Below are 24,719 nucleotides of genomic sequence, written 5' to 3'. Positions count from 1 at the left end.
CAACAAGGTGCCACTGCGCTGGGTAAATTCAAGTTTTTTCAGCAGGATGCTCACGACTTGGCGTCCCAGCCGCCTTGCGGCGCGGCAAAGCGCCAGACAATCGGCCGGGCTTCGCCATCCGCGCGAGCACCATTGTTGTTGTCGATGCCGATCCAGGCGCCATCAGCGTCGACCACCAGTGCTTCGGCAAGACCATAGGGCTGTGGATAGCGTCGATGCTCCTGCAAGGCTTCAGCCGCGAATGACCAGCAGCGCTCGACCTTGGCGCTCAGAGCATCGCGACGACAGATTTGAAAAGCATTGCGCTCCAGGGTGAAGAGCTTGCCGTTGAACAGCGCCAGATCCGCAAAATCTTTGGATACCGGCTTGGCGTTGGGAAATGGCGCGGGCTGCATTTCCTTGCCAGCTTCGCTCAACAGCACACAGCTGCCGTCACAATCCCAGACGGTCTGTTGGCGCTTGATCAGTAACAGACCGCGCCGCTCGCGCTCGGCCGCCAGCCATAGCTGATCACCTTGCGGACTGATCGCCAGCCCTTCGAACAGCGCGTTGAAGTGCTGCAACATGCCACTGGCTCGCGCTTCGCGAACCATGATTGGTGAAATTTTCAGCCACGCGACTGGCCCCTGTACCGGCACTTGCAGCACCGCCGCATGGGCTTCGCTGACGATGTAGCGGTTACCAGCCTTGTCGCAAGTCATTCCCTCGAAATCCAGGTTTCCACCGCGCACGAACGATGCCGCCCAGGTGCGCGACTTCAGCCCCCAGGGCAACCCGCTGTCAGGCACCGGCGGCACAGTGATGCGCACGGTTTCGGCCTGCCAGACGCGCTCGCTGGTATCGAGCCGGTAGATCTGATCATCATCACGATCGGAAACCGTCCACAGGTCTTTGCCGCATTGCGCCAGCCCCGACAGGTTACCGCCGCGCATGCCGTCCACGGCGTGCTCGGCAACCAGCGTCAGTTCCGGCGCAGGCTCCGCCGCAACGGTGGACGCCAACAACAGCAACGCGAGGGCGAAACCGCTCCGCATCAGCCCAGAACCTCGGCCAGGTTGCCTTTGGATTCCAGCCAGGACTTGCGGTCGCCAGCGCGTTTTTTCGCCAGCAGCATGTCCATCATTTCCGAGGTGGCTTCGAAATCATCCAGCGTCAGTTGCACCAGACGTCGAGTGTTCGGGTCCATGGTGGTTTCACGCAGCTGCGGCGGGTTCATTTCACCCAGACCCTTGAATCGGGTGACCTGCGGCTTGCCGCGTTTCTTCTCGGCCACCAGGCGATCGAGAATGCCATCGCGCTCGGCTTCATCGAGGGCGTAGTAAATCTCTTTGCCGAGGTCGATGCGGTACAGCGGCGGCATCGCCACATAGACGTGACCGGCGTCCACCAACGGCCGGAAATGCTGGACGAACAAGGCACACAGCAAGGTCGCGATGTGCAGACCGTCGGAGTCGGCGTCGGCGAGGATGCAGATCTTGCCGTAGCGCAGCTGGCTCATGTCCGCAGCACCCGGATCAACACCAATGGCCACGGCAATGTTGTGCACTTCCTGGCTGGCCAGCACTTCGCTGCCGTCGACTTCCCAGGTGTTCAGAATTTTCCCGCGCAGCGGCAGGATCGCCTGGAACTCTTTGTCCCGCGCTTGCTTGGCCGAACCGCCGGCGGAATCACCTTCCACCAGGAACAGCTCGGAACGCATCGGGTCCTGCCCGGCGCAATCGGCGAGTTTGCCCGGCAAGGCCGGTCCTTGGGTGATGCGTTTACGCTCGACCTTTTTACTGGCCTTCAAACGGCGGCCAGCGTTGTTGATCGCCAGCTCGGCCAGTTGCAGGCCCAACTCGGGATTCGCGTTGAGCCACAGGCTGAAAGCGTCCTTGACCACGCCGGAAACAAACGCCGCCGCCTCGCGGGACGACAGGCGCTCTTTGGTCTGGCCGGAGAATTGCGGTTCCTGCATTTTCATCGACAGGACGAAGGCAATGCGCTCCCAGACATCTTCCGGTGCCAGCTTCACGCCACGCGGCAGCAGGCTGCGGAATTCGCAGAATTCGCGCATGGCGTCGAGCAAGCCCTGACGCAAACCGTTGACGTGAGTACCGCCCTGGGCCGTCGGGATCAGGTTGACGTAGCTTTCCTGCACGCTGTCGCCACCTTCAGGCAGCCACAGCAACGCCCAGTCGACCGCTTCTTTATTACCGGCCAGGCTGCCACAGAACGGTTCGTCGGGCAGACGTTCGAATTCGCTGACCGCGTCCACCAGGTAGGAGCGCAGACCGTCTTCGTAATGCCATTCGACTTTTTCGCCGGTGGCCTTGTCTTCAAAGCTGACCAGCAGCCCCGGGCACAACACGGCCTTGGCCTTGAGGACGTGCTTGAGGCGACTGATGGAGAATTTCGGAGAATCGAAGTATTTCGGGTCCGGTGCGAAGTACACGCTGGTCCCGGTATTGCGCTTGCCAACGGTGCCGACCACTTCCAGATCGGTGGCTTTGTAGCCATCGGCGAAGGTCATCTGGTACTCGTTGCCATCGCGTTTGACGCGCACCCGGACCTGGGTCGACAGGGCGTTGACCACCGAGATACCCACCCCGTGCAAACCGCCGGAGAACTGGTAGTTCTTGTTCGAGAACTTGCCGCCAGCGTGCAGCTTGGTGAGGATCAGCTCGACGCCCGAGACGCCCTCTTCGGGGTGAATGTCCACCGGCATGCCACGGCCGTCATCGCTGACTTCCAGAGAGTGGTCGGCATGGAGGATGACCTGCACCGATGTTGCATGTCCGGCCAAGGCTTCGTCGACGCTGTTGTCGATGACTTCCTGGGCAAGGTGGTTCGGCCGACTGGTGTCGGTGTACATGCCGGGGCGTTTGCGCACCGGGTCGAGGCCCGAGAGGACTTCGATGGCGTCTGCGTTATAAGAGCTAGCGCTGGGAGTGGCCATGGGGTCTCGTCGTCAGTCGTTCATGAAAATAGGGGCGAAGGTTCACACTGCTGTGAAATCGATCGCCTGGTACACATCTGCGCCGATGCCGGCAAAACTCAACAGGGCCGGCAATTGCCCGGCGAACCCCTGGAAACTATGGTCGCCGCCGGCCTGGATACGCAAGGCACAGGCTCGGTAATACTGCTGGGCGAGGCGATAGTCCAGCGTTTCGTCCCCGGTTTGCAACCACACCTGAAACCGCTGCGGGTCCTGGGGTGCCGGCACTTCCAGCTCGGCCAGGGCCGTCACGTGGTCGTGGGTCAATTCCCAGGTCTCTTCGGTATACAGGTTCTTCTGCGGGCCCAGGTATCCGTCGAACATCCGGTGCGGGCTGACGGCAGGGTTGATCAACAGGGCCTTGAGGCCATGGCGCTCGGCAAGGTGAGTGGCATAGTAGCCGCCGAGGGAGCTGCCGACCAGCAGTGGCCGCCCCAGCCTGGCAATCGCCTGCTCCAGCTGACCGATGGCCTCGCGCGGATGGTGATGCAAGGCCGGCACCTGCAACTGGTCGCCCAGCCCCAGACGATCCATCACGTTGACCAGTTGACAGGCCTTTTTCGACGCGGGTGCGCTGTTGAAACCGTGGATATAAAGGATCGAACCAGACATGCGAGCTCCCTGTGAGGCGGGCAAAGATGCCGCAGTTTACAGGGAGTCGAGCGGGGTTTGGTGGTGATCGTTCCCACGCTCTGCGTGGGAATGTCTCACCGGACGCTCTGCGTCCGCTTTGGCGGGTGACGCGGAGCGTCACTGGCTGCATTCCCACGCGGAGCGTGGGTACGATCGAACGCGGAAGTCAGTAGCCGTTCGAGCCGTAATCGATCTGGAAATCGAAGCCGGTCACACGCTCGACCCCGGTTTCCAGCCGTCCGTCCGGCAGCAACCGTAGCCAGCGATAGCCTGGTGCCAGGGTATCGACCTTGAAATCCACGCTGCCGGGCTCGAACTGGATGCACGTCGATGGCGAAGCGATCAGCCGCACATCGTTGCGCAACTGATCGATTTCCTGATGCACATGACCCCAGAGCACTGCCCGCACCTGTGGAAATCGATCGAGCACGGCAAACAAGGCGTCCGGGTTGCGCAGGCCAATCGGTTCCATCCAGGCACAACCGATGGACACCGGATGATGGTGCAAGCACACCAGATGATGGCGCTCCGGCGCTTCGCTCAGGGCGCGGACGAGCAATTGCAGTTGATCGTCCTGCAAATACCCTGGCACCGAGCCCGGTACAGCCGAATCCAGCAAGGTGATCCGCCAGTTACCGATGTCCACGATGGGCTCCAGCAACTGACTCTGGACCGCGGCCCGGGCCATGATCTGCGGCTCATCGTGGTTGCCGGGAATCCAGCGCGCGGGCGCATCGATCTGCCGGGTCATCTCGCGAAACTGCTGATACGATTCAAGCGTGCCATCCTGGGACACGTCGCCACTGGCGATCATCAGGTCGATCTGCGGCTGTTGTGCCAGTACCAACTCGATAACCTTTTGCAGACTGTCGCGGGTGTTCATGCCCAGCAACGTCTTATCTGCCTCGGCGAACAGGTGGCTGTCAGAGAGCTGCACCAGCAATACGGCATCGTTGGCAGTCAGAGTGGATACGCTCGGCAAGGCGTTCTCCCAAGGCGTGATCACGGAAATGGATGAATGGCGCAATTATGCTGGGGGAAATTGAAAAGAGGAAACCCGTGAACCAGACGCAGTTCACAACTAACGCACAACTTCGAACTCATGCCCGCAGGCCAGGCAATGACTCAGCCACTCGCCGAGGAACACATTGAGCTGGGCCTTTTCATCCGGCTGGTGCATCAACGCATTCGGATAAGGATAGATGCCGCGAAAGCGCCGCGCATGTTCGGCACTGATGACTTCGGCCATGCGCGCGTCGTGGTAGACCTGCACTTCCAGTTGCGGCACCGGCAGCCATGGCAGGCTGTGTTCCTGGCGCACTCGCAGGGTCGTGGTGTACGGACATGCCTGCAACACTTCCAGCATCAGCACGCCCAGCATCTGCTCACCCTGGGTCATGGCAATGCGCCGGGCAGCTGGCTGGTTGCGCATCTCCGGTAACAGGCGCATCAGTCGGGCGTAGTTGGCCTCGCAGGCGCTTTGCAGCCCCACAAGATCGACCCGATAACGATCGCGCTGTTTGTTTACGACCATAACCCCCTCACTTCAACGCGGTTCAAAGCCAGCCATTGCAAGGCAATAATGCTCGCCGCGTTGGAAATCCGTCCATCACGTACGGCTTGCAGGGCATCTTCAAAATCCCAGACCGTCACGCGAATATCTTCTGCTTCCTCCACCAGCCCATGAATGCCGCCGGCCCCGTTACTGTTACACCGCCCCAGATACAAGTGCACGTATTCGGTACTGCCACCGGGCGACGGAAAATAATTGAGCATCGGCCACAGCGCAGTGAATACAAGTCCAGCTTCCTCCTGCGCTTCGCGGTGAGCAACTTCTTCCGGTATTTCATCCTTATCGATCAGACCGGCGACCAGTTCGATCAGCCACGGGTTATCGGTCTTGCCCAATACACCAACGCGAAATTGCTCGATCAATACCACTTCGTCCCGCTGCGGATCGTAAGGCAGGACACACACTGCATCATGACGAACGAACAACTCGCGACTGATCTCGCGACTCATGCCACCGGCAAACAGCTCATGACGCAGGTGCACGCGATCAAGCTGGTAAAAACCCTTGAAGCAGTTTTCGCGGCGTACGACGTCTACGATGGTCGGGGTGGCATTGGCAAAATCAGTCATAACAATCCTCGTTTACTGTCAATCCGTCCGGGGCTCCCCCCAGGCTTCGCGCCATCCTAACGCGCCCACATCGTTTGATGCAGCCTCTTTGCCGTCAGCGGGATAGACGGCAAGGGGTGAAAACAACTCTAATTGACTCTAATTAGCTTAGTGGCGAACCGACCGCACCGCTGGCAGTCGAAGACCCTGAATTTTGCCTTTCACTGATTCATGAAGGACGCCCATGTCGCTGTTGAAAATCGCCTCCGTGGCCTGTATTGCCCTCACGCTCGGCGCTTGCCAAAGCCTGTTCCAACCCAGCTATCGGGCACAGGTGACATCCACTCGCGATGCGTCCGAGCAGGTCAAGCCGGGTTGCGACGGCCCCGACTGCCCGCTGGTGAATATCGACACGGTGCATTTCCCGACCGAGCCGCAACTGGACCGGACCGTCGAACAGCGCCTGCTGCAAATGACCCGCACCTCACCGGGCGCGGCGCTACCGGCGTCCCTCAACGCCTACCGCGAACAGTTCTTGCGTGAATCAGGCGATCGCAACAGTGTCTACTTGCAAGCCAAGGTACGTGAGCAGCATGACGGACTGGTGATCATTGAAGTGTCCAGCTATCTGGACACGGGCGCGGCCAATGGCACGCCGGGACGGGGCTTTATCAACTACTCGCGCCAGCAGCAAAAAGAGCTGAGCCTGAGCGACATGCTCTTGCCGGGGCAGGAAGTGGCGTTCTGGAAGACCGCGCAAGTCGCGCACAATAGCTGGCTGATCAACTCGCAGCTGGATCGTGACCCCGACTTCGTCAAAAGCTGGCCCTTCCAGAAAACCCCGAACGTGGCCTTGACCAGCGCCGGGGTGGTGCTCAAGTACAACGTTGCGACCATCGCACCCTATTCGAGTGGCCTCATCGAAATGACCATCCCCTACGCTCGCCTGAAGGGCCAGATCAAGCCTGAGCTGGTGCCTGAGCGTAGCTGAAGACCCGACCCAGCAGCAGTTGCAGCAGCCCTGCCACTACCAGCGATGGCAGGGTTGCGCCGACCTCCGGATACAGATTCGCCAGCAAGTGATAGGTGCTCACCCCGCCCAGCCAGGCGAGCAATGCCGGCCAGCGCAAGGCGGCTGACGCAATTTGGGCACTGCGCTTGCGCAGGATGAAGTGATCCACCAGCACCACGCCGAACAGCGGCGCAAACACCGAGCCGATCAACAGCAGGAAGTTCTGGTACTGGGCCAATGGCGCGAGGCACGCGATCAAGGTGCAGATCACCCCGATGGCCAAGGCCAGGTGCTCGACTTTCATCCGTAACAGAATCCCGCTGGAGACCGCCGCCGAGTGAATGTCGGCGAACGCGTTTTCCGACTCGTCAAGCAGGATCAGCAGCAGCGGAATGCCCAAACCGGCACCGGCCAGCGCCAACAGCAAGGCATTGACTTCACCACTCGGGGCAAACGCCAGGGTGTAGGCAACGCCCAGGCTCATCAGCCAGAAGTTACCGATGAAGAAGCCCAGCGCCGTGCCGCCGAATACGCTTTTCGCACGCTTGCCGAAACGCGAGTAGTCGGCAATCAGCGGCAGCCACGACAGCGGCATCGCGATGGCAATATCAAACCCCACGGCGAACGGCATCGAACCGTCACCGGCCTGCTTCCATAACGCGGCCAGATCAGCTTTGGCGAAGAGGTTCCAGGTCAGCCAGAGGCAGGCCGCCAGCAACAACCAGATGCCCCACTTGCGCAGGATCTGGCGGACGAACGTCAACGGACCGCTAACGGCGAGCAAGGTGGCCAGGGCGCCGAACACCAGGGTCCAGAGCAATGGATTGGCCATCAGGCTAGCGTCGCTGAACGCACGAGCGCCGAGCAGGCTGGCCGCGTCACGCATGACGATGATTTCGAACGACCCCCAACCGATCAGTTGCAGCAGGTTCAACAGCGCCGGCAGGCTCGCACCGCGAGCACCGAGACTGAGTTTGAGTGCGGCCATGGCCGACAGGCCGGTATCGCAGCCAATCACCCCGACGCATGCCAGCAGCAGAACGCCGACCAGCGTGCCCAGAAAAATCGCCAGCAATGAGCCCGACAACCCCAGCCCCGGCGCCAGCAAGGCCCCGGTCTGCAAGACCATCAGACCAATGCCAAGGGAAAACCACAGGGAGAACAAATCGCGGGCACCGAATACGCGCTGGGCCAGAGGCACGGCGTGGTCGGGGGAATAGGTACCGGGTTGAATACTCAAGGGTGTTATCTCGGAGGGATAAAGTGTGTCATTGAGATCGCGGGTGTCTGGTCTGGCGCTATCGCGAGCAAGCTCGCTCCCACATGAGATCTGCTCTGGACACAAGGTATGTGGACGACAGAGATCCAATGTGGGAGCGAGCTTGCTCGCGATGGCGGCGGTGCAGGCACCGCCGACCTCAGGTCAGATCAAACCTTCTTGTACAGCTGACTGCCTTCCTGCTTGAAGCGCTCAGCCTGTTCGGCCAGACCTTGGGCGACTTCGGCATCGACGGTTTCGATCCGCTGGTTGGCCGCATACTCGCGGACTTCCTGGGTGATTTTCATCGAGCAGAATTTCGGCCCGCACATCGAGCAGAAATGCGCGACCTTGGCCGAATCCTTCGGCAGGGTTTCATCGTGGTACGAACGCGCGGTGTCCGGGTCCAGACCGAGGTTGAACTGGTCTTCCCAACGGAATTCGAAACGCGCCTTGCTCAAGGCGTTGTCGCGGATCTGTGCGCCCGGATGCCCTTTGGCCAAGTCTGCCGCGTGGGCGGCGATCTTGTAGGTGATGATCCCGGTCTTCACGTCATCCTTGTTCGGCAGGCCCAAGTGCTCCTTCGGCGTGACGTAGCAGAGCATGGCGCAACCGAACCAGCCGATCATTGCCGCGCCGATGCCCGAGGTGATGTGGTCGTAACCCGGTGCGATGTCGGTGGTCAGTGGGCCGAGGGTGTAGAACGGCGCCTCGTCGCAGCACTCGAGCTGCTTGTCCATGTTCTCTTTGATCAACTGCATCGGCACATGGCCCGGGCCTTCGATCATGGTTTGCACGTCGTGCTTCCAGGCGATCTTGGTCAGCTCGCCGAGGGTTTCCAGCTCACCGAATTGCGCTTCGTCGTTGGCGTCGGCAATCGAGCCCGGACGCAGGCCATCGCCCAGCGAGAAGCTGACGTCGTAGGCCTTCATGATTTCGCAGATGTCTTCGAAATGCGTGTAGAGGAAGTTCTCTTTGTGGTGCGCCAGGCACCACTTGGCCATGATCGAACCACCACGGGAGACGATGCCGGTCACGCGTTTGGCGGTCAGCGGCACGTAGCGCAGCAGCACGCCGGCGTGGATGGTGAAGTAATCGACGCCCTGCTCGGCCTGTTCGATCAGCGTGTCGCGGAACAGCTCCCAGGTCAGGTCTTCGGCGGCGCCGCCAACTTTTTCCAGGGCCTGATAGATCGGCACGGTACCAATCGGCACTGGCGAGTTGCGGATGATCCACTCACGGGTTTCGTGAATGTGCTTGCCAGTGGACAGGTCCATGACCGTGTCCGAACCCCAGCGAATGCCCCAGGTCAGTTTCGCCACTTCTTCTTCGATGGACGATCCCAGCGCACTGTTGCCGATGTTGCCGTTGATCTTCACCAGGAAGTTACGGCCGATGATCATCGGTTCCAGTTCGGTGTGGTTGATGTTCGCCGGAATGATCGCGCGACCGCGGGCGATTTCTTCACGGACGAATTCCGGGGTGATGATTTTCGGCACGCTGGCGCCGAAGCTGTGACCGGCGTGCTGCTGATCCAGCAGGCCTGCGGCACGGGCCACTTCGAGTTTCATGTTTTCGCGGATGGCGACGTATTCCATCTCGGCGGTGATGATGCCTTTGCGGGCGTAGTGCATCTGGCTGACGTTAGCGCCCGGCTTGGCGCGGCGCGGGTTGTTCACGTGAGCGAAGCGCAGCTTGGTCAGCTCGGCATCGGCCAGGCGTTCCTGGCCGAAGTTCGAACTCAGGCCGGCCAGGCGCTCGGTATCGCCACGGGCTTCGATCCACGGCGAACGCACATCGGCCAGGCCTTTGCGCACATCGATGATGACGTTGGGATCGGTGTACGGACCCGAGGTGTCGTAGACCACGACCGGCGCGTTGATCTCACCGCCGAAGTCGGTGGGGGTCACGTCTAGGCTGATTTCGCGCATCGGCACGAGGATGTCCGGGCGAGAGCCCTGAACATAAATTTTTTGCGAGCGGGTAAAGGGCTGAACCGATTGCTGATCGACTTTGGCCGAGTCACTCAGATTGATCGCATTTTTTGATTTTGTAGTCATCACGGGCTCTCCAGACATCATCCAGGCAGTGGAATTTTGTCGGAGCGAACCTGTAACGAATGGACGCAGCCCACCAGTGAAAATTCCAGCTGGATGAGTGCTGTGCTGAGTGCACGAGGGTTGTTCGATTGTCGAACAACATCCCGGACGAAGCACAAGAGGACTCGCCGGGTGACGAGAAATCTTGTTCCCTACGCAGGCTTAAACCTGATCAGGTTCAACGGGATCCGAAATTATTCGATCTCAGCCTCATAGCAAGGCACCCCGACAAGAACCCGGCCAGTCTAGACACAACCGGCAAAGAACGCCAACACCGGTGCAAACAGCGTGATGAATGGCGTCATTACAGGATTGTTGCCGCAGGTTGGTGCATCTACACTCGCTACGCCATGCTGCGCCTTGACGCTGCCGGGCGTGCGCCGTAGCCTTGGCGCTCAAATTATCGACGTAATAAAATTTAGGGATCGCCTCATGCTGCGCAAACTCTCACTGGCTCTTGCCGTGTCTTGTGCGTCCAACGGAATGGCCTGGGCAGCAGAAGCGCCATTATCGACCAATACCGATTTGGTTAGCGTCTACCAGGAAGCTGTCGACAACAACGCTGACCTGGCCGCCGCCCGCGCCCAATATGGTGCGCAAAAGGAAGTCGTGCCCCAGGCCCGCGCCGGCCTGCTGCCGAACCTCTCGGGTAGCGCCGAGGTCGCCGATGTCCGGACGAAAATCGACCAGCCATCGGCTATTGCCAATCGCAGTGCTCACTTCTATCAAGCAACGCTGGCCCAGCCGTTGTTCCGCGCCGATCGCTGGTTCCAGCTTCAGGCAGCCAAGGATGTCAACGAGCAAGCGGCGCTGCAACTTTCGGCGACCGAGCAGAACCTGATCCTGCAAAGCGCCGAAACCTACTTCAACGTGCTGCGCAGTCAGGACAACCTTGCCTCGACCAAGGCCGAGGAAGCCGCGTTCAAGCGCCAGCTCGATCAGTCCAATGAGCGTTTCGATGTCGGCCTCTCGGACAAGACCGACGTGCTGCAATCGCAAGCCAGTTACGACACCGCGCGCGCCAACCGGATTCTCGCCCAGCGCCAGGTGGATGATGCGTTCGAAGCACTGATCACCCTGACCAACCATCAGTACAACTCGATTCAGGGCATCGTCCACACCTTGCCGGTCCTGCCGCCAGCGCCGAACGACGCCAAGGCCTGGGTCGACACTGCCGCCAAACAGAACCTCAACCTGCTGGCCAGCAACTACGCGGTCAGCGCCGCCGAAGAAACGCTCAAGCAGCGCAAGGCCGGCCACGCACCGACCCTCGACGCCGTGGCGCAGTACAAGACCGGTGACAACGATGCGCTGGGCTTCAGTAACCCGAGCGCCTTTGGTCAACCGTACGGCGGCACCGTCTCGCAAAGCTCGGTCGGCCTGCAATTGAACATTCCGATCTACAGTGGTGGGCTGACCAGCTCGCAGGTTCGCGAGTCGTACTCGCGCCTGGACCAAAACGAACAGCAACGCGAAGCACTGCGCCGGCAAGTGGTGGAAAACACCCGCAACCTGCACCGTGCGGTGAACAGCGATGTCGAGCAGGTGCAGGCACGCCGCCAGTCGATCATCTCGAACCAGAGCGCGGTGGAAGCCACGGAGATCGGTTATCAGGTAGGCACGCGCAATATCGTCGACGTGCTCGACGCCCAGCGCCAGCTGTACACCTCGGTGCGCAACTACAACAACAGCCGCTACGACTACATTCTCGACAACCTGCGCCTGAAGCAGGCGGCCGGCACCCTGAGCCCGGGCGACTTGCAGGACCTGAAGCGCTACCTCAAGGCCGACTACAACCCGGACAAGGACTTCCTGCCACCGGACCTGGCCAAGGCTGCAGCGGAGCAGCTAAAAGCTAATCCGGGTCAGTAAAAAGCAAAAGATCGCAGCCTGCGGCAGCTCCTACGGAGGAATACAAATCCCGCGTAGGAGCTGCCGCAGGCTGCGATCTTTTTATTTGAAGCACCGCGATCTAACGGTTGATCAACCGCCCCAACCCATCCAGCAATCGCTGCAAGGCGCCCTGATTGGCGCGCATCACCGTAAGCCCCGCCTCTGCCATCTGCTGCGCATCGCGTGGCAATTCAAACAGTCGCTGCACCGCCACCGCCAGCCCGTGGGCGTCATCCACTTCCTGTAGCGCCTTGGCGTTGCGCATCAGTGCGGCGATCTCAAGGAAGTTGAACAGGTGCGGCCCGCTCAGCACCGGTTTGGCCAGCGCTGCCGGCTCCAGCAAGTTATGCCCACCATTCGGTACCAGGCTACCACCAACAAACGCGCTGTCGGCCAAGGCATAAAGAAACAGCAACTCGCCCATGGTGTCGCCGAGCAGCACCGAGGTGCTGGCGCTGACCATTTCGCCGGTCGAACGACGGATCGTGTTGAAACCTTGCTGCTGGCAGAGTTCGAACACCGGATTGAAACGCTCGGGGTGACGCGGCACCAGAATCAGCAGCGCATCCGGATGGCTGGCGAGCAATTGTCGATGCGCCGCCAGCACCACTTCGTCTTCACCTTCATGGGTACTCGCGGCGATCCATACCGGACGCTCGACCGCTTGCCATTGCTGGCGCAACTCGGCGGCACGCTGCAGCAACTGGGGGTCGATGCGCAAATCAAACTTGATCGAGCCGGTCACTTCGACCGTTTCGGCGCGCGCGCCCAACCGTCGAAAACGCTCGGCCTCGGCTTCGGTCTGCACTGCGAACAGACTCATTTCGGCGAGCATCGGTTGCGTCAATTTACCGAAACGACCGTAGCCTTTGGCCGAACGTTCCGAGAGCCGGGCATTGGCCAGCGCCACCGGGATCCCGCGTTTGGCGCACTGATGAATGTGGTTCGGCCAGAGTTCGGTTTCCATGATCACCGCCAGTTTCGGCTGAACCCGGTCGAGGAACCGCGCCGCCGCACACGGCAGATCGTAAGGCAGGTAGCAGTGCTGGATGCGTGGCTCATTGGCGAACATTGCGTGAATCCGCTCGGAGCCGGTTGGGGTCATGCAAGTCACGGTGATCGGCAGCTGCGGATAACGTTCGAGCAACCCGCGAATCATGGGGGCAGCAGCAATGCTTTCGCCAACCGACACCGCATGCACCCAGATGCCGCCGGGCTTCATCACCGGCAAGCCGATGGAGAAGCGCTCGCCAATACGCTTGGCGTACGCCGGCGCCTTGCGCGAGCGCAACCACAGCCGAATCGCTACCAGTGGCAGCCCCAGGTAAAACAGCGCGGTGTAGAGAGTTCTATTCATGGCGGCGGAGTTTATCGGCTTTTTTAACCGATCGCCTGCAAGTGCACGGCAAAACGTTCCGCCAACCAACGGGCCGCCGGCCCCAACGGTTCATCACGCCGCCAGACCAGTTCCACCACCAACGCTGGCGGGGTCCACTCGCTGACCAGTTCGACCATCTGCCCCTGATACGCCGGGTACTGCACCACGTGTCTCGGTAACCAGCCCCAGCCCAGTCCGCGCATCAGCCACTCGGCGAGCACATAGAAGCTGTCGGCGCGCCAGACTTGCGGGCTGGCTTGCTCACTGCCGGGATAGACGCTGGAATGCGTGGCCATCAGCAGTTGTCGATGCTGCGCCATCTGCTGGCAATTGACCTGCCCTTCTGCGGCCAGCGGATGCCCTACTCCGCACACCGTGACCATCTCGACACTGCCCAGCACCCGACGTTCCAGGGCTTCTGGAATCTGTTCGTGATAAAACAGCAAGCCCAGATCGGCCCGGCGCTCCACCAGTTTGCGCGCCACATCGCCCTGCGCAGCGCTGGCCAGTTGCACTTCCAGGCTGGGAAATTGCTCGGCCAATGCTTCAAGGCTGTCGAGCACCGGCTGATAAGGCATGGCCTCATCCTGCGCCAGACGCAAGCGCGCTTCCTGACCCCGCATCAACGCCTGCGCCCGACCATTGAGACGCTCGCACTGGCGCAGCACCTCTCGCGCTTCTTCGAGCAACGCGCTGCCCGCTTCAGTCAAGCGCGGCTGGCGGCCGCTACTGCGATCAAACAGGTTCAGGCCAAGGTCGGCTTCAAGCAGTGCAATCGCACTGCTGACCGCCGATTGCGCCTTGCGTTGATTCCGCGCGACCGCCGAAAACGAACGTTGCTCGGCCACACTGACGAACAAACGCATCTGCTCCAGATTCCATTGCACACTCATGGCTCAACCCATCTCAAAATCAGATAGGTAATGACTTTACCCCATCTCGAAAGTCTCTAGAATGCCGACCTCATCAAGCAGGCCAAAATACGAGGATCACACCATGAACGCTTACTACTACCTGGCTATCGCCATCTGCGCCGAAGTGATCGCCACCGTATCGATGAAAGCGGTCAAGGGCCTGAGCACGCCCATTCCGCTGCTGCTGATCATCGTCGGTTACAGCATCGCCTTCGGGATGCTGACCCTGGTGGTGCGCACCATCCCGGTTGGCATCACCTACGCAATATGGGCCGGCATGGGCATCGTGATGGTCAGCATCGCGGCGCTGTTCCTCTACGACCAGAAACTCGACATCCCGGCCATGCTTGGCATGGCGCTGATCGTTCTGGGCGTGGTGGTCATCCAGCTGTTCTCGAAAACTGCGGGACACTAAAAGCAGCTTCAAGCCTCAAGCTACAAGCGGCAAGAGCAGCAGTCCTCTTGCAGCTTAAGGCTTGAAGCTTGCCGCTTGGCTGTATACTGCGCCTCTAGTCCTGAACTCCGAGGTCGCTGCATGCCATCCGTTATTTCCACCGACGTACTGATTGTCGGCGCTGGTGTCGCCGGCCTCTGGCTGAACGCACGCCTGCGTCGACAGGGTTTCTCGACTGTACTGGTGGAATGCGCCAGCCTCGGCGGCGGGCAGAGCGTGAAGTCTCAGGGAATCATCCACGGCGGCGCCAAGTACGCGCTGCATGGCGCGTTGACCGGGGCCTCCGAAGCGATTTCCGACATGCCGCGCCGTTGGCGTGAAGCGCTGGCCGGTGACGGCGAGCTGGACCTGTCCGGCGTGCGTCTGCTGTCCGAAGCCCACTATTTGTGGTCCCCCGGCACCCTCGCCGGCAACCTCACCAGTTTCTTCGCCAGCAAAGCGGTGCGCGGCCGGGTCGATCAGGTCAAGGGCGAGCAACTGCCGCCGGCCCTGCAAGACAAACGCTTCAAGGGCAAGGTCTATCGCCTGGCGGAACTGGTGGTCGATGTGCCAAGCCTGATCGGGCGTCTGGCCGAGCTGGCCGGTGACGGCCTGCTGGCCGGGCAGAAGATCGAGCCACTGCTGGAAAACGGCGAACTGGTCGGCCTGCGCGTCGACGAGCGCGAGATCCGCGCACAGCGCATCGTCCTCAGCGCTGGCGCTGGCAACGCTGACTTGCTCACGGCGCTCGGCCTGAGCCAGCCGGCCATGCAACGTCGGCCGCTGCACATGGTCATCGTCAAAGGCCCGAGCCTGAAACCGCTCTACGCCCACTGCCTGGGCGGCGGGCCAAAACCGCGCATCACCGTCACCACCCATCCGGCCGCCAATGGTCAATGGGTCTGGTACCTGGGCGGTGATATCGCCGAAGCCGAAGGCGTGGCTCGCGAACCTGCCGCGCAAATTGCTGCCGCCCAGAAAGAACTCGGCAACCTGTTGCCCTGGGTCGACCTCAGCCAGGCGCAATGGGCGACCTTGCGGGTCGAGCGCGCCGAACCGCTGCAATCAGGCCTGAGCCGCCCCGACAACGCCTTCCTCGCCGAGCAGGATCGCCTGCTGGTGGGCTGGCCGACCAAACTGGCGCTGGCACCGGACTTCGCTGACAGGGTAATGGCGTCGCTGCAACGCGACGGCATCCAGCCAAGCCACCCGGCCCCGCTGCCAACCCTGCCAAAACCGCCGATGGGCGTGCCTGCCTGGGAGCAACTGCTGCCATGAGCCAAGCCACCCTGCACGACCTGCATCGCCCGTTGGGCAGTACTGGCCTGCTGGTTTCGCCACTGGGCCTGGGCACGGTGAAGCTTGGCCGCGACCAAGGGGTGAAATATCCCAACGGCTTCCAGATCCCGGACGATGATGAAGCGCGCAGGCTGCTCAAGCTGACCCGTGACCTGGGCATCAACCTGATCGATACCGCGCCCGCCTATGGCCGCAGCGAAGAACGCCTCGGCCCGCTGCTGCGCGGTCAGCGTCAGGAGTGGGTGATTGTCAGCAAGGTCGGTGAAGAGTTCGCCGATGGCCAGTCGCACCACGATTTCAGCGCTGCACACACACGTTTTTCCGTGGAGCGTAGCCTGCAACGCCTGGAAACCGACTTTATTGATCTGGTGCTGGTGCATTCGGACGGAAACGACCTGGCGATCCTCAACGAGTGCGAGGTCTACCAGACCCTCGCCGAGCTTAAGCGCGAAGGCAAGATTCGCGGGTTCGGGTTTTCCGGCAAAACTGTCGATGGTGGCTTGAAGGCTCTGGAACAAGGCGATTGCGCCATGATCACCTACAATCTCAACGAACAGGCCGAGCGGCCAGTCATCGACTACGCTGCTGCCCACGGCAAAGCGATCCTGGTGAAGAAGGCTCTGGCCAGCGGTCACGTCTGCCTCAGCCCGGGCGTTGATCCGGTACGCGCCAGCTTCGAATTGTTGTTTGCGCAGTCCGGTGTCGCCAGTGCTATTGTCGGGACCATTAATCCGCTGCACCTCGCCCACAATGTGGCGATTGTTGCTCAAGTCCTACGTAGTCGTTGAACAGCCGCCAAGGCGGCCGACCCCGACGCAAGAAGGAGCCGACATGCCGCGAACGCTCATAAGAAAAAACCCCAGCAACTTCAAGACCCTGCCGTTATACGTCGAAGCGACTCCCGAAGGCCTGAGTTATCAGAGTGTCGGCAGGCCGCTGAATTTCTCCCAGACCCTGCAACGTCGGCGCCCGGTCACAGTAGCCAATCCAGAGCACTTCTCACTGGAGCTGGCTAACCTGGGCGTTTCGGTGCGGCTGACCCTGCACTGGCAGAATCGCGATTACTGGGTGCTGGTCCGCCAGCGCCGTCAGGACCGTGGCGATGTAGTGCTCAAACTGATCTCGGGTTATGTGCCGGCTCACGAACTGAACCTGCCGTTGCACACGGCCATTCAGGAGATCGCCGAAGAATGCCTGTTGGAAACCCCTGAAGGCTGGCTCGGCGGGCGCTTCAATGACACCTGGCTGCCAGCGCCCTACGCCAGCGCGCTGCATTACCGCGAGGCGCTGCCGTTTCGCCTGACGCCGCTGTCTGGCGCTGCACGCCCGGTGCGCTGCGCCAATATGCAGTTGATCGAACGCCCACGGGCCTACGTGCATCTGCCCACGGCTTCGTTGCAGTTGATTTACGATTTGCGCCTGGACGTGCCCAAGGAAACCAAATCGCTGAGCCTGTTCCATGTCGATGAACGCCTTGAAGGCGATCAACTCGTTGCGCGACTGGATCGCAAGCACCCCGACCTGTATCTGATGCCGCTTGAGGATGGCCAGCCGTTGCCCGAGCTCTATACCCTGAAAAAAGATCAGCTCTACCCCGCAAGCACACGCGGACTGTATCTGGCAGAGAGTTTTGCCCGGCAGGAAGGCTGGCTGGTGCGTGACGAACGGATTCGCTGGAAGGACTGGCTCAGGCAGCAGGGCTTGAGCCAACCGGGCAAGGCATCGGGTTTCAGCCGATTGACCGGCAAGGCCAGACTGCTGCTGAAGAAAATTGTGCCGCGCAAGGCCGCACGCTAACCCTTAGATGATCGTTCCCACGCTCTGCGTGGGAACGATCCGTGTAACGACTCAGGTCTTGCGAATCTTCTCGACAATTGCCGTCGTCGAGCTGTTTTCCACCAGCCCCAGCACTTTCACTGTTCCACCATAAGCGCTGACGATGTCGGCGCCGACCACCTGGTCGATCCCGTAATCGCCGCCCTTGACCAGCACGTCCGGCTTGACCTGCGCCAGGAGGTTTTCCGGAGTGCCTTCAGGGAAGCTGATCACCCAGTCCACCGCACCCAGACCTGCCAGTACCGCCATGCGCCGGTCAACGCTGTTGATCGGCCGCCCCGGACCTTTCAAGCGGCTCACCGATGCATCGTCGTTGACCGCAACGATCAAACGATCGCCCTGCGCCCGCGCCTGCTCCAGGTAGGTCACATGGCCCGCATGGAGGATGTCGAAGCAGCCATTGGTAAAGACGATCTTCTCTTTGTGCGCACGCGCATCGTCGACGGCCAGCAGCAATTGCTCCAGGCCCAGAACACCCCGTTCAGAACCTTCTTCACGCTGAATCGCGCGACGCAACTCCGGAGCACTGATCGCTGCCGTACCCAGCTTGCCGACCACGATGCCAGCAGCCAGGTTGGCCAGGGCCACTGCGTGCGGCAGTTCTTCGCCAGCAGCAATCGCCGCCGCCAACGTAGAAATCACCGTGTCACCGGCACCGGTCACATCAAATACTTCACGAGCCCGTGCAGGCAAGTGCAGCGCCGGATGATCAGGACGCAGCAAGGTCATGCCGTGCTCGCCACGCGTGACCAGCAAGGCGCCGAGATCAAGGTCGTGCATCAGCTTCGCGCCCTTGCTGACCAGATCGTGCTCATCGGCGCAACCGCCAACAATGGTTTCGAACTCGCTGAGGTTCGGGGTGATCAGGCTGGCACCACGGTAAATCGAGAAATCCTTGCCTTTGGGATCCGCCAGCACCGGAATGCCACGGGCACGTGCGGCCTGGATCAGCACCTGATGGTTCTTCAACGCGCCTTTGCCGTAGTCGGACAACACCAGCACTTTGATGCCTTCGAGCAGGCCGTCGACTTCAGCGCCGAGCGCCAGTGCGTCGGTGGCAAACGGTTCTTCGAAGTCGATACGCAGCAATTGCTGGTGACGACTCATGACCCGCAGCTTGACGATGGTCGGTTGATGCGCGATGCGCTGAAACAACGCACGCACACCGGCGCCTTTGAGGCTATTGGTCAGGCTGTCGGCGGCCTCGTCATCACCGGTCACACCGACCAGGGACGCCGGCGCGCCGAGCGCGGCAATGTTCAAGGCAACGTTGGCAGCACCGCCCGGGCGGTCTTCGATTTGCTCGACCTTGACCACCGGCACCGGTGCCTCAGGAGAAATCCGTGAGGTACCACCATGCCAGTAACGGTCGAGCATGACATCGCCGACCACCAAGACAGGGGCTTGATCGAATCGCGGCATGGACAACTTCATGGTGCAACCCACATACAAAATGAACAGGGGCGCGATATTAGCACAGCGTGAACGCTGCCTAGTTCGACAGCTTCAACAGGTGTGTATCACGCCGCTATATTGTTCATTTTTTAAACAAAACACTCAGGACGTGCTGCACGGCGCCGGTCAGTTCGACCTCGTCGGTATTGATTTCGCAGTCCGCCTGCTGCGGTGCTTCATAAGGGCTGTCGAGACCGGTGAAGTCCTTGATTCGCCCTTGCAGTGCAGCTTGATACAAACCCTTGGGATCGCGCCGGGCGCAGATGTCGAACGGCGTGCTGACATACACCTCAAGAAACTCGCCCTCGCGGAACAAGGCTCTGGCCGACGCTCGATCGGCCTGAAACGGCGAAATTGCCGAGACAATCACAATCAGCCCCGCGTCGACCATCAACCGCGCCACTTCGGCAATACGCCGGATGTTTTCCTTGCGCGCTGCCGCTCCCATGCCCAGGTCATTGCACAAACCGTTGCGCACGTTGTCGCCATCCAGCACAAAGGTGTGGCGCCCCTGCTCATTGAGCTGTACCTCAAGCGCATTGGCCAAGGTCGACTTGCCGGCACCGGACAACCCCGTCAGCCACAGGCAACACGGTTGTTGATGCTTGAGCGCTGCTCGGGCCGAGGGTGACAACGACAATGCGTAAGGGCGGATCTGTGGAGGCTGCTCGCAGACAAACGACAATTTACTCATAGCCGAGCATCTCATAGTCACGTTGGTAGACCCGACGCACCAAACGGCGAGTGCGTACCGAGCAAAAATCACGAGCGGGCGCCGATTGGCGATGCTGCGAGCTGTTCACATGGGGTAATAACGAGACAACCCCTAAATGCTCGCAAAGCACTTGAAAGTCACGACCCAGGTGTTCCTGATACCCCACGAAATCCATCGCCATATGCCCCATGGAGTCGACCAGGAAGTCGGTCTGGGGAACGAAATGCATCTGTTTCTGAACGTTCTCCGGATGCAGCCAGCCGCCGATGAAGTCATCGAAGTCACGGTAATGACGGACCAGCGCCTGGGCCTGTCGGTCGCGCGCCCCCAGTTCGTTGCCACGCAGGAAAGCGTAGGCCGAATAGGCCCGCTCCAAAGGGTCACGAACGAAGGTGAATTTGAAACTGCTGGAAAACTGCTCGGGAAATTGCTGTTCGTACCAGTACAGCGGCAAATGCCCAGGTTTCCAGCCGTCGAATAACGCGGAGCACACGCTGCTCCCGGCACACTTGGGGATGTGGATGAACACACAGGAGCGCTGCTGGAAGGCCTGAGGAAAGCGCACATTGCCCGACATCGCCTTGTTCACCACTTGCCGATCCCTGACCGACAAACGCCCCAGCAGGAACGCTCGCTGCTGTTTGGGTAATAGCTTCCATAAAAAGCGCTGCAACATTCCGGTACCCACGCGAGGCGAACAGCCACCCCGAAGCCAATGATTCATGCTCGAACCGTAGCAGGCGAAATACCGAAATTTATTTAGACATAGTCAAGACTGTAAAGATCTGGACACAAACACCCTGAGCGCACTGCACGCCGAGGCGGCTTCAGGGTGAGCATGGCTCACCCTGAAATGGGAATCAGACGATACCTTGCGGTGCGGGCTCATCGAGGCCCAGTGCATTCAATCGAGCGTAATAGCCATTCTTCGCCAGGAGTTCGGAATGGGTACCGCGCTCGACAATCTGGCCGTGATCCATGACCAGGATCAGATCGGCCTTCTCGATGGTCGACAAACGGTGGGCTATCACCAGCGTTGTACGGCCTTTCATTACCTGATCCAGGGCGGCCTGAATATGCCGCTCGGATTCGGTATCAAGGGCCGACGTCGCTTCGTCGAGAATCAACAACGGGGCGTTTTTCAACAGCGCCCGGGCAATCGCAAGACGCTGACGCTGGCCGCCGGACAACAGCACGCCGTTCTCGCCGACCTGGGTGTCCAGGCCTTGAGGCAACTGCGCAATAAAGTCCATGGCATAGGCATCTTTCGCGGCTTTCTCGACATCTTCACGGGGAGCGCCAGCGAGGTCGCCATAGGCAATGTTGTTGGTGACGGTGTCACTGAACAAGGTGACATGCTGCGTCACTTGAGCGATATGCCGACGCAGGTTCAGCAGTTTGTACTCCTCGACTTCAAGCCCATCGAGAAGAATCTCGCCTTTATCGTGGTGATAGAAACGCGGAATCAGATTGGCCAGGGTCGATTTTCCGCTTCCTGAACGCCCCACCAGGGCAACCATTTGCCCGGGCTCGACAGAAAAGCTGATGTCATCGAGCACCTGACGGTCGGTCCCCGGGTAGGTGAAGCTAAGGTGACGCACCTCGAGTCGCCCCGTAACGGAGTCACGCTCGACACTGCCTCTGTCGACTTCGGGTGTCACATCCAACTGTTCGAAAATGCTCTCGGCCCCGGCAACGCCCTTCTGAATCGTCGAACTGACTTCCGAAAGCTGCCGAATCGGTTTAGGCAGCAAGCCGGCAAGGGTGATGTACGCCACCATGTCGCCCGCCGACGCATCACCGCGCAGGGCCAACACCAGGAACATCAACACCGCCATGGCGGTGTAGATCACCAACTGCAGCATCGGTGTGTAGATGGCGCCGGTACGGGTCATGCGCAGTTGCTTGTCGGTGTTGCTCTGGCTCGCGCGTTTGAATCGCGCACGCTCATAGCTTTCACCGCCGAAGCTGCGGACCACGCGATACCCCTGAATGGTCTCGGAGGCCACATGGGTCACGTCGCCCATCGCCACCTGGATCTTCTTGCTCTGCTTGCGGAACTTGGAGCTGGCGCGACTCACCATGAATGCAATCAGCGGCAGGATGGCAACCATCACCAGCGTCAGGCGCCAGTTCATGATCAGCAGGGAGACAAACAGGAAAATAACCGTCATGCCCTCCCGGAACACGACCTTGATCGCATCTGTCGCAGCACCCGTGACCATGGTCACGTTGAAGGTGATGCGTGAGATCAGGTGCCCGGAGTTGTGCTGATCGAAGTAACGATTCGGCAACACCAGCAGGTTGTTGAACAGCTGCACGCGCAAATCATGTACCAGGCCCAGCGAGACTTTGGCCAGGAAGAAGTTGCCCAGGTATGAACCGGCGCCCTGCCACGCGGCGATCAGGATGATCAGCAAGGGGACAGCATGCATTAATGACAGATCGCGCAGATAAGGTATCGAGGGGAACAGTACGGCCTCGGGATTGGACAAGCCATCAACGAAATACTTGAGCACGTAGCCAAGCATCGGCTGAGTCGACGCGAAAATCAGAAACCCGACAATACTCAGAGTGAACAGGCCGATATATGGCCGCACATAACCAAGGAGTCGGAAATAGATTTTCAAGCTCGAAGGGCCTGCGGAGAGACTGGAGTCGGTCATATCACGCGAAGTATTCAAAAAAAGGATGCTGACTTTATCACAGCTTCTTCCGGTCTCAGCCGGGATCGTTCGAACGAGTTACCCGGCGGTAATATTCCACAGGACCAGGGTAGACGGATACGATAGTATTACCGACCCTTAATCGGAATACAGTTCAGTATGCCATTCAGCAGCATCAATACCAGAGCGACCCGGGTTTTCGATTTCATTTGCCTGTGGATGCTGCCGCTGGGCTTTTTTCTTTTGCTTTGCGGACTGTTTTTTCTGCCTACACGCGGCAGCTACCAAAAGCTGTTTTACGGCCTCGTGAGCACCCCCGCCCTGATAGCCCTGTGCATTCGCCCCAGTGAATTGAAGAACGTCCTGCGAGAGCCGCTGGTTCAGGTATTCCTGCTTTATTCCGGCTGGGCGCTGCTGTCACTGAACTGGAGCCCTACGCCAGACAGCCTGTTCAGCCTGACAAAACCACCGCTGTATATTTTCATGCTCTTTGCTGGTGCCAGCCTGCTGCTGCGCTACCGTGCCGAAAGCTTCAAACTCGTCCTGCTGGCCGCAGCCCTGGTAGCGTTGGTCGCCAGCGTATTCAATCTTTATATTTTCCTGTCGCACTATGCACCGGGCGACCGAATGATTGGCGGGGGTGTCTTTGACAACCCCTTGCTCAGCTCCCACCTGTTCGGCTTTTTCTGCACCTACTGGTTTTTTCTGGGCATGACCGTGCGCAATCCGAAGCTGCTGCTCGGCATTTTCCCGGCCTTTCTGATCATGTTCGCGGCCGCCCTTGCAACCAGTTCCAGAACGCCCCTGGTTGCCATCGCCATGGCAGGCCTCTGGCTGGCATTCATTTGCTGGAACCGTCGTTCATTGTTGCTACTGGCCATCATCGGCATCCTTGGCGCAAGCTTGCTGGCCGCCTTCCCGGACATGCTCCTGGCCCGCGGTGACTCTTACCGCTTCGAAATCTGGAAACAGGCGCTGCATCTGATCGCTGATGCGCCCTGGACTGGCCATGGTTATGACGCGACGCTGAGCATCGATCCGGGGGTTGGGTATCCCTTCCGCGAACCTCATAGCTTTGCCTTGGGCGTGCTCTTCTATGTCGGCATCATCGGGTTCCTGCCCTGGCTGGCCATGCAGCTTCTAGGGCTGTTCAACTGCTGGCGCCAGCGCTCGCAACCGCTGTTTATCCTGGCGTCGACCCTGATGGTATTCGGTATAGGGGCCAGCCTGGCAGAGGGTGGCGACATCCTGTACACCCCCCGGGAGCATTGGTTCCTGCTGTGGATACCGCTGGCACTGATGGCTGCGCTGAGCATTGCCCAGCGCACAAACCGTCTGTCGAAGCTTTCGGTTCGCAGCCTCTCTGACGACGACGCCCAACGCATGACCGTCAACGCTCAGGTGGTCGAAGAAGACGGCCTTGGACCCAAAGTCCTCAAACTCGAGGATGGCAGTTTTCTGAAGCTGTTCCGTGCCCGCCGTTGGCATACCTATGGCAGCCTGTATCCCTATTCCGAGCGCTTCGCCGAAAACAGCCAACGCCTGGCCCGTACAGGCCTGAACACTCCACCGATCCTCGATCTGTACCGCATGCCCAATGGCAGTAGCGCCGTACGCTACCAACCCCTGCCAGGCAGAACCCTGCGCCAGGTGCTGCAAGCCATGCCCAGCGTGAGTATGCGCCAGGCACTGGTGCACCGTTTTGGGCGCTTCCTGGCGGAATTGCACGAACGCGGGGTCTATTTCCGCTCATTGCACCTTGGTAATGTTCTTTTGCTGGAGGACGGCGAGTTCGGCCTGATTGATCTGGCCGACTTGCGCCTCCTGCCCTCACCTCTGAACCTGGAGCTTCGTCGACGCAACCTGCGCCATATGCAGCGCTATACGGAAGACCGACGCTGGCTGTTCGACGCGCACTTTACCGACCTGCTTCAGGGCTATGCCCTCCTGGCACCAGACAACGCCGTCAAATGCGTGCACAAGCAAGTGCATTCCCTTGGTTTGGCGAGCTGATGGAACCTGCGGCGCCT

General features: G+C 60.2%; 21 protein-coding genes and 1 riboswitch. Of the genes, 7 read left to right on the top strand and 14 right to left on the bottom strand.

The window, feature by feature from the left end; translation table 11 throughout:
- Positions 1 to 50: 50 nt before the first annotated feature.
- The 6 genes from FPT12_RS19230 to FPT12_RS19205 all read right to left on the bottom strand — a co-directional run bounded on the left by FPT12_RS19230 (position 51) and on the right by FPT12_RS19205 (position 5,752).
- On the bottom strand, positions 51 to 1,034 hold the full coding sequence (locus tag FPT12_RS19230; protein ID WP_145018595.1) for an esterase-like activity of phytase family protein: 984 nt from the start codon (positions 1,032 to 1,034) through the stop codon (positions 51 to 53).
- Positions 1,034 to 2,938, bottom strand: coding sequence for a DNA topoisomerase IV subunit B (gene parE, locus FPT12_RS19225; protein ID WP_054595333.1), 1,905 nt, complete (start codon positions 2,936 to 2,938; stop codon positions 1,034 to 1,036). The genes FPT12_RS19230 and parE overlap by 1 nt, the downstream gene beginning before the upstream one ends.
- A 42-nt stretch (positions 2,939 to 2,980) precedes the next feature.
- A complete protein-coding gene (locus FPT12_RS19220; RefSeq protein ID WP_145018592.1) occupies positions 2,981 to 3,589 on the bottom strand; it encodes a YqiA/YcfP family alpha/beta fold hydrolase in 609 nt (202 codons plus the stop codon).
- A gap of 187 nt (positions 3,590 to 3,776) precedes the next feature.
- Positions 3,777 to 4,592 (bottom strand): 3',5'-cyclic-AMP phosphodiesterase, encoded by an 816-nt coding sequence (gene cpdA, locus FPT12_RS19215; protein ID WP_145018590.1) that lies wholly within the window; start codon positions 4,590 to 4,592, stop codon positions 3,777 to 3,779.
- 99 nt (positions 4,593 to 4,691) lie between these two features.
- Positions 4,692 to 5,144: a DUF1249 domain-containing protein gene (locus FPT12_RS19210; RefSeq protein WP_019691483.1), complete on the bottom strand. Its 453-nt coding sequence runs from the start codon at positions 5,142 to 5,144 to the stop codon at positions 4,692 to 4,694.
- Positions 5,135 to 5,752, bottom strand: coding sequence for an NUDIX domain-containing protein (locus FPT12_RS19205; protein ID WP_145018587.1), 618 nt, complete (start codon positions 5,750 to 5,752; stop codon positions 5,135 to 5,137). Before FPT12_RS19205 ends, FPT12_RS19210 begins: the two co-directional genes overlap by 10 nt.
- Before the next feature lie 223 nt (positions 5,753 to 5,975).
- Between FPT12_RS19205 and FPT12_RS19200 the strand changes: the two genes are divergently transcribed.
- A complete protein-coding gene (locus FPT12_RS19200; RefSeq protein WP_145018583.1) occupies positions 5,976 to 6,722 on the top strand; it encodes an RsiV family protein in 747 nt (248 codons plus the stop codon).
- Here FPT12_RS19200 and cytX read toward each other — a convergent pair.
- Both cytX and thiC read right to left on the bottom strand, forming a co-directional pair.
- On the bottom strand, positions 6,691 to 7,983 hold the full coding sequence (gene cytX / locus FPT12_RS19195; protein WP_145018580.1) for a putative hydroxymethylpyrimidine transporter CytX: 1,293 nt from the start codon (positions 7,981 to 7,983) through the stop codon (positions 6,691 to 6,693). The genes FPT12_RS19200 and cytX overlap by 32 nt on opposite strands.
- Before the next feature lie 188 nt (positions 7,984 to 8,171).
- Positions 8,172 to 10,061 (bottom strand): phosphomethylpyrimidine synthase ThiC, encoded by a 1,890-nt coding sequence (gene thiC / locus FPT12_RS19190; protein WP_145018577.1) that lies wholly within the window; start codon positions 10,059 to 10,061, stop codon positions 8,172 to 8,174.
- A gap of 171 nt (positions 10,062 to 10,232) precedes the next feature.
- Positions 10,233 to 10,338: riboswitch (TPP riboswitch) on the bottom strand.
- Between the two features lie 194 nt (positions 10,339 to 10,532).
- Between thiC and FPT12_RS19185 the strand changes: the two genes are divergently transcribed.
- Positions 10,533 to 11,972, top strand: coding sequence for a TolC family outer membrane protein (locus tag FPT12_RS19185; protein WP_145018574.1), 1,440 nt, complete (start codon positions 10,533 to 10,535; stop codon positions 11,970 to 11,972).
- A gap of 100 nt (positions 11,973 to 12,072) precedes the next feature.
- Here the strand turns inward: FPT12_RS19185 and waaA are convergent, their stop codons facing one another.
- A complete protein-coding gene (gene waaA / locus FPT12_RS19180) occupies positions 12,073 to 13,350 on the bottom strand; it encodes a lipid IV(A) 3-deoxy-D-manno-octulosonic acid transferase (protein ID WP_145018571.1) in 1,278 nt (425 codons plus the stop codon).
- Between the two features lie 23 nt (positions 13,351 to 13,373).
- A complete protein-coding gene (locus tag FPT12_RS19175; RefSeq protein ID WP_145018568.1) occupies positions 13,374 to 14,264 on the bottom strand; it encodes a LysR family transcriptional regulator in 891 nt (296 codons plus the stop codon).
- A 103-nt stretch (positions 14,265 to 14,367) separates the two neighbouring features.
- Between FPT12_RS19175 and FPT12_RS19170 the strand changes: the two genes are divergently transcribed.
- The 4 genes from FPT12_RS19170 (at position 14,368) to FPT12_RS19155 (ending at position 17,814) form a co-directional block, all read left to right on the top strand.
- Positions 14,368 to 14,700, top strand: a complete 333-nt coding sequence (locus FPT12_RS19170; RefSeq protein WP_145018565.1) for a multidrug efflux SMR transporter — start codon at positions 14,368 to 14,370, stop codon at positions 14,698 to 14,700.
- A gap of 120 nt (positions 14,701 to 14,820) precedes the next feature.
- Positions 14,821 to 15,996, top strand: a complete 1,176-nt coding sequence (locus tag FPT12_RS19165; protein WP_145018562.1) for an FAD-binding oxidoreductase — start codon at positions 14,821 to 14,823, stop codon at positions 15,994 to 15,996.
- Entirely contained in the window at positions 15,993 to 16,805 is an 813-nt protein-coding gene (locus tag FPT12_RS19160) for an aldo/keto reductase (protein ID WP_145018559.1), read from the top strand. Before FPT12_RS19165 ends, FPT12_RS19160 begins: the two co-directional genes overlap by 4 nt.
- A 43-nt stretch (positions 16,806 to 16,848) precedes the next feature.
- Positions 16,849 to 17,814 carry a metal ABC transporter ATPase gene (locus FPT12_RS19155; RefSeq protein WP_145018556.1) on the top strand — a complete coding sequence of 322 codons (966 nt, stop codon included), beginning with the start codon at positions 16,849 to 16,851 and terminating at the stop codon, positions 17,812 to 17,814.
- 51 nt (positions 17,815 to 17,865) lie between these two features.
- Here the strand turns inward: FPT12_RS19155 and hldE are convergent, their stop codons facing one another.
- The 4 genes from hldE to msbA form a co-directional block, all read right to left on the bottom strand.
- Positions 17,866 to 19,287: a bifunctional D-glycero-beta-D-manno-heptose-7-phosphate kinase/D-glycero-beta-D-manno-heptose 1-phosphate adenylyltransferase HldE gene (gene hldE, locus FPT12_RS19150; protein WP_123581913.1), complete on the bottom strand. Its 1,422-nt coding sequence runs from the start codon at positions 19,285 to 19,287 to the stop codon at positions 17,866 to 17,868.
- A gap of 103 nt (positions 19,288 to 19,390) precedes the next feature.
- Positions 19,391 to 20,002: an adenylyl-sulfate kinase gene (gene cysC, locus FPT12_RS19145; RefSeq protein ID WP_145018553.1), complete on the bottom strand. Its 612-nt coding sequence runs from the start codon at positions 20,000 to 20,002 to the stop codon at positions 19,391 to 19,393.
- The gene (locus tag FPT12_RS19140) at positions 19,995 to 20,699 is read right to left on the bottom strand and encodes a sulfotransferase family 2 domain-containing protein (protein ID WP_145018700.1); all 705 of its coding nucleotides are present in this window, start codon (positions 20,697 to 20,699) and stop codon (positions 19,995 to 19,997) included. The genes cysC and FPT12_RS19140 overlap by 8 nt, the downstream gene beginning before the upstream one ends.
- Before the next feature lie 184 nt (positions 20,700 to 20,883).
- Positions 20,884 to 22,689: a lipid A export permease/ATP-binding protein MsbA gene (msbA, locus tag FPT12_RS19135; protein WP_145018697.1), complete on the bottom strand. Its 1,806-nt coding sequence runs from the start codon at positions 22,687 to 22,689 to the stop codon at positions 20,884 to 20,886.
- A gap of 159 nt (positions 22,690 to 22,848) precedes the next feature.
- Here msbA and FPT12_RS19130 point away from each other — a divergent pair, with 159 nt between their 5' ends.
- The gene (locus tag FPT12_RS19130; RefSeq protein ID WP_145018550.1) at positions 22,849 to 24,702 is read left to right on the top strand and encodes a bifunctional O-antigen ligase/aminoglycoside phosphotransferase family protein; all 1,854 of its coding nucleotides are present in this window, start codon (positions 22,849 to 22,851) and stop codon (positions 24,700 to 24,702) included.
- Positions 24,703 to 24,719 lie beyond the last annotated feature (17 nt).

It is taken from the genome of Pseudomonas sp. H3(2019), from assembly GCF_007713465.1.
In the GTDB taxonomy this organism is placed as follows: domain Bacteria; phylum Pseudomonadota; class Gammaproteobacteria; order Pseudomonadales; family Pseudomonadaceae; genus Aquipseudomonas.
This window is presented reverse-complemented; position numbering and strand designations above follow the sequence as displayed.